Source organism: Streptomyces sp. CO7 (assembly GCF_053474865.1).
Genome location: NZ_JBRIOU010000001.1, coordinates 226891 through 229759, shown reverse-complemented (window position 1 = coordinate 229759; position 2869 = coordinate 226891). Strand labels below are relative to the sequence as shown.

2 protein-coding genes are annotated in these 2869 nt (G+C 73.4%); one reads left to right on the top strand and one right to left on the bottom strand.

Translation table 11 applies throughout. The annotated features are described in order from the left end of the window. The first annotated feature begins 260 nt into the window (after positions 1–260). Positions 261–2087 carry a glycoside hydrolase family 3 protein gene (locus ACOV8S_RS01050; protein ID WP_448315391.1) on the top strand — a complete coding sequence of 609 codons (1827 nt, stop codon included), beginning with the start codon at positions 261–263 and terminating at the stop codon, positions 2085–2087. Positions 2088–2186: 99 nt separating this feature from the next. On the opposite strand, the gene ACOV8S_RS01045 is transcribed toward ACOV8S_RS01050, so the two are convergent. Continuing rightward, the gene (locus tag ACOV8S_RS01045; RefSeq protein WP_448315389.1) at positions 2187–2789 is read right to left on the bottom strand and encodes a hypothetical protein; all 603 of its coding nucleotides are present in this window, start codon (positions 2787–2789) and stop codon (positions 2187–2189) included. Positions 2790–2869 lie beyond the last annotated feature (80 nt).

Sequence of the window (2869 nt, the reverse complement as noted above, 5' to 3'; positions counted from 1 at the left end):
GCACGGGGCGCCGGCCCACCCCAGGCGCCTTCCTCCGCTGCCCCGTCCCCTCGGCTCCGGCCCCCAGGACCCGGGGTGTCCAGCCCGCCCCCGGCCCGGGGCGGCCGTCCCGCGGCGCAGGCAGGTGTCGGCTTGTCTAGACCTATTTTGTCTAGACCTCTTGTACGGAGCGGACCCGACGGCTACGTTTCCCGCTGTTCGGAGTACCTCACGTTTCCTTCAACTCCCTTGCCCCGCAAGGCTGGAAGGAGCACGTCCGTATGCAGGACCGGAGTCTGTCCCGACGAACCGTTCTCGCCTCCGCGACCGTGGCCGCCGCGAGCGCGGCGGGTGTCGTCGGCGCGACGGCCACCCCCGCGGCCGCGCACCGCCGCGGCGACCGCATCGAGAAGATCATCGCCGCGATGAGCGTCGAGGCGAAGATCGGTCAGCTCTTCGTGCCGTACTTCTACGGCACGTCGGCGACCTCCCCCAGCCAGCTCGACCAGGACCGCAACCTCAGGGAACTCGGCGTCCGCACCGTGGCCGAGCTCATCGCCAAGTACCAGGTCGGCGGGGTCATCTACTTCTCCGGCTGGGCGAACAACATCCAGGACCCCGCCCAGGTCGCGGAGCTGACCAACGGGGTGCAGCGGGCCTCGCTGGCCCTGCCCACCCCCGTGCCGTCCCTGATCTCCATCGACCAGGAGCACGGCGCCAACGTTCGCATCGGGAGCGGCGCCACCCAGCTCCCCGGCGCGATGGCCCTCGGCGCGGGCGGGTCGGCGTCCGACGCGCGCACCGCCGGGTACATCTCGGGCGCCGAACTCGCCGCCCTCGGCATCCACCAGAACTTCGCCCCGGTCGCCGACGTCAACGTCAACCCGGCCAATCCCATCATCAACGTCCGCTCCTTCGGCGCCGACGCCCGCGAGGTCGGCCGCATGGTGGCCGCCCAGGTGACGGGCTACCAGCGGGCCGGAGTCGCGGCCTGTGCCAAGCACTTCCCCGGCCACGGCGACACCGGGCAGGACAGCCACACCGGACTGCCCGTGATCACCCACACCCGCGAGGAGTGGGACCGCATCGACGCCCCGCCCTTCCGGGCAGCGATCGCCGCCGGCGTCGACTCGATCATGACCGCCCACCTCCAGGTCCCCGCGCTCGACCCCAGCAACGACCCCGCCACCCTGTCGCCCGCTCTCCTCCAAGGCGTGCTGCGCGGCGAACTCGGCTTCGACGGCGTGATCGTCACCGACGCCCTCAACATGCAGGGCGTACGCACCAAGTACGGCGACGACCGCGTGCCGGTGCTCGCCCTCAAGGCCGGCGCCGACCAGCTGCTCTTCCCGCCGAGCATCGACGTCGCCTACAACGGCGTCCTGGCCGCCGTACGCGCCGGGGAGATCACCGAGGAACGGCTCGACGAGTCGGTCCGGCGCATCCTGCGGCTCAAGGACAAGGTGGGCCTGCTCGGCGGCAGCCCTTACGTGTCGCAGAAGGAGGTCGACCGGGTCGTCGGCGCCCGCGGCCACCGGCTCGCCGCCGCCCGGATCGCCGAGCGCACCACCACCCTGCTGGTCAACGAGGGCGGGGCGCTCCCGCTGCGCCGGACGCAGAAGAAGCTGCTCGTGGTCGGCGCCAGCCCGGCCTTCCCGACCGACGCCACCCGCACCACGGTGCCCGAGCTGGCCAAGGCGTTCGACGAACTGGGCTACGACACCACCCAGCTCGCCACCGGCCGGGCCCCCGACGCCGCGAAGATCGACGAGGCGGTGGCCGCGGCGCGGGGACGGGACGCGGTGGTGGTCACCACCGACAACGTCGGCGCCACCAGCGCCCAGCGCACCCTGGTGGCCCGGCTGCTCGCGACGGGCGTGCCCGTCGTCCACCTCGCGGTGCGCAACCCTTACGACATCGCCCAGCTCGGCGACGTCCCGGCGTCACTGGCCTCCTACTGCTGGACCGAGGTCGAACTGCGCGCCGCGGCACGGGTGATCGCCGGCCGGGTCGATCCGCGCGGCACCCTGCCGGTGCCGGTCCAGCGGGCCGACGACCCGGCCACGGTGCTCTTCCCCCTGGGGCACGGGCTGTCGTACGACGGCTGACACACCCTCGCCGGCCCGCCTGTCCGCCTAACGGTCCACGGCCCCGGTCCCCACGAGAGCGTGGGGACCGGGGCCGCGGGCGTGGGCAGCGGGTACGGCTCAGGGGACGACGACCACCGGGGTGCCGGTGGAGGCGAACTCCCACAAGGCCGTGCCGTCCTGCACCTTCATGCGGACGCCGGCCGTCTGCTTGCCGTCGGCGGGTGCGGGCGAGGCGCCGTCCTCCGCGTGCGAGAACGCGAAGTTCACGCCGCCCGAGAAGGCGAAGTACACGACGTGCTCGATGGCCACCCCGTCGGACCCGGTGGTGGCCGCGGTGCGGGTGCCCGCCTCGTACTCCCCGGGCTCCGGGTCGAGGGTGCCGGGCCACACCGTGAAGCTGCGCAGCGCCTTGTCGCCGGCGTCGACCAGCCACACCCGGTCGGCCTCCAGGCCGTACACGAGCCGCCGCCCGGTCCCGGACTCCGCCGGCACCGACGTCGTCCCGGCGGTGTCCCCGCCGCCCTTGCCGTCCTCGCCGCCCTCGGACAGCGACTTCTTCGGACGGGGCGTCTCGGAGGCCGAGGCCACCGGGCTCCGGTCGTCCAGGGCGGCGGGCTTCGGCCCCGAGCCGGCCTGCACGGCCAGTCCGATGACCACCACGATCGCCGCGCTGGTCAGGCCGGTCACCCAGGCCCAGGTGGGAAGCCCTCGAGCAGCCACGTGCACGCATCTCCTCAGCAACGGGCCCGGTCACGGGCCGCGGCGGGAACAGAGTCGGATCATCCTACGGTGACCCTCCC